Annotated in this window: 1 rRNA gene; it reads left to right on the forward strand. The window is 50.0% G+C overall.

Annotation, left to right across the window (positions count from 1 at the left end):
* Positions 1 to 4: 4 nt before the first annotated feature.
* Positions 5 to 2,912, forward strand: a 23S ribosomal RNA gene (locus tag ACTNAO_RS12710).
* Positions 2,913 to 2,914: the final 2 nt, after the last annotated feature.

Genomic DNA, 2,914 nt, shown 5'->3' on the forward strand with positions numbered 1-2,914 from the left:
AAAAGGTCAAGCTACAAAGGGCGCATGGTGAATGCCTTGGCATCAGGAGCCGATGAAGGACGTGATAAGCTGCGATAAGCTTCGGGTAGGCGCACATAGCCAGAGATCCGAAGATTTCCGAATGAGGAAACTTACATGGGTTAACCCCATGTATCCTGTAGTGAATACATAGCTGCAGGAGGGTAGACCTAGGGAACTGAAACATCTAAGTACCTAGAGGAAGAGAAAGAAAAATCGATTTTCTTAGTAGCGGCGAGCGAAAAGGAAAGAGCCCAAACCAGAGATTTATCTCTGGGGTTGCGGACAGAACATTACAAGATGAATTCATAATTGAACATAACTGGAAAGTTAGACCGTAGAAGGTAACAGTCCTGTAAGTAAAATGATGAAATCTTAGCTTCTGCTCCAGAGTACCACGAGACACGAGAAACCTTGTGGGAAGCAGGGAGGACCACCTCCCAAGGCTAAATACTACCTGATGACCGATAGTGAAGCAGTACCGTGAGGGAAAGGTGAAAAGAACCCCGGGAGGGGAGTGAAATAGAACCTGAAACCGTGTGCCTACAACCGATCAAAGCCCCTTATGTGGGTGATGATGTGCTTTTTGTAGAACGAGCCAACGAGTTATGGTATGTAGCAAGGTTAAGTACTTAAGGTACGGAGCCGAAGGGAAACCGAGTCTTAATAGGGCGACTAGTTGCATGCTGTAGACCCGAAACCGGGTGACCTATCCATGGCCAGGTTGAAGCGGGGGTAAAACCCCGTGGAGGACCGAACCACGTTGATGTTGAAAAATCATGGGATGAGCTGTGGATAGCGGAGAAATTCCAATCGAACTCGGAGATAGCTGGTTCTCCTCGAAATAGCTTTAGGGCTAGCGTCGGACATGTGAGTAGTGGAGGTAGAGCACTGAATAGGCTAGGGGGCGTATCGTCTACCGAACCTTATCAAACTCCGAATGCCATATACTATTAATCCGGCAGTCAGACTGCGAAAGATAAGTTCCGTGGTCAAAAGGGAAACAGCCCAGATCGTCAGCTAAGGTCCCAAAGTGTAAGTTAAGTGGAAAAGGATGTGGGATTTCTAAGACAACTAGGATGTTGGCTTAGAAGCAGCCACTCATTAAAAGAGTGCGTAATAGCTCACTAGTCAAGAGATCCTGCGCCGAAAATGTACCGGGGCTCAAACTTACCACCGAAGCTACGGGTTCACACTTTGTGTGAGCGGTAGAGGAGCGTCGTAATTGGAGTGAAGTCGTACCGAAAGGAGCGGTGGACTGATTACGAGTGAGAATGTTGGCATTAGTAGCGAGATGTAGGTGAGAATCCTACAGGCCGAATATCTAAGGTTTCCTCAGGAAGGTTCGTCCTCTGAGGGTTAGTCGGGACCTAAGCCGAGGCCGAAAGGCGTAGGTGATGGACAATCGGTTGATATTCCGATACCACTACAATCGTTATTATCGATGGTGTGACGGAGAAGGATAGGATGTGCTAGCTATTGGACGCTAGTCTAAGCGTTTAGGGAGTCAGAGTAGGCAAATCCGCTCTGATAATTCTGAGGCGTTATGGGGAAGGTTCTACGGAACTGAAGTATCTGATTCCATGCTTCCAAGAAAAGCATCTAGAGAGAGAAGTAGTGCCCGTACCGCAAACCGACACAGGTAGATGAGGAGAGAATCCTAAGGCCGGCGGAAGAATCACAGTTAAGGAACTAGGCAAATTGACCCCGTAACTTAGGGAGAAGGGGTGCCTGTGAGAGCAGGCCGCAGAGAATAGGCCCAAGCAACTGTTTAGCAAAAACACAGGTCTCTGCTAAAGCGCAAGCTGATGTATAGGGGCTGACGCCTGCCCGGTGCTGGAAGGTTAAGGGGAATACTTAGCGCAAGCGAAGGTATGAACTTAAGCCCCAGTAAACGGCGGCCGTAACTATAACGGTCCTAAGGTAGCGAAATTCCTTGTCAGGTAAGTTCTGACCCGCACGAATGGCGTAATGACTTGGGCACTGTCTCAACTGTGAATCCGGCGAAGTTGTAGTGCGAGTGAAGATGCTCGCTACCCGCGATTGGACGGAAAGACCCCGTAGAGCTTTACTGCAGTTTAGCATTGAATTTCGGTGTTGTCTGTACAGGATAGGTGGGAGACTTGGATACTAGGGCGCCAGTTCTAGTGGAGTCGTCCTTGGGATACCACCCTGACAGTACTGAGGTTCTAACTGGATGCCATGAATCTGGTGACAGGACATTGTTAGGCGGGCAGTTTGACTGGGGCGGTCGCCTCCTAAAAAGTAACGGAGGCGCCCAAAGGTTCCCTCAGAACGGTCGGAAATCGTTCGAAGAGTGTAAAGGCAGAAGGGAGCCTGACTGCGACACCTACAAGTGGAGCAGGGACGAAAGTCGGGCTTAGTGATCCGGTGGTACCTCGTGGGAGGGCCATCGCTCAACGGATAAAAGCTACCTCGGGGATAACAGGCTGATCTCCCCCAAGAGTCCACATCGACGGGGAGGTTTGGCACCTCGATGTCGGCTCGTCGCATCCTGGGGCTGAAGTAGGTCCCAAGGGTTGGGCTGTTCGCCCATTAAAGCGGCACGCGAGCTGGGTTCAGAACGTCGTGAGACAGTTCGGTCCCTATCCGTCGCGGGCGTAGGAAATTTGAGAGGAGCTGTCCTTAGTACGAGAGGACCGGGATGGACTGACCTCTGGTGTACCAGTTGTTTCGCCAGAAGCATAGCTGGGTAGCTAAGTCGGGAAGGGATAAACGCTGAAAGCATCTAAGCGTGAAGCCCACCTCAAGATGAGATTTCCCATAGCATAAGCTAGTAAGACCCCTTGAAGACTACAAGGTTGATAGGTCAGAGGTGTAAGTGTGGTAACATATTAAGCTGACTGATACTAATAGGTCGAGGGCTTGACCAAAT

This window comes from Clostridium sp. HCP1S3_C6 (assembly GCF_052066735.1).
Lineage (GTDB): Bacteria > Bacillota > Clostridia > Clostridiales > Clostridiaceae > Clostridium.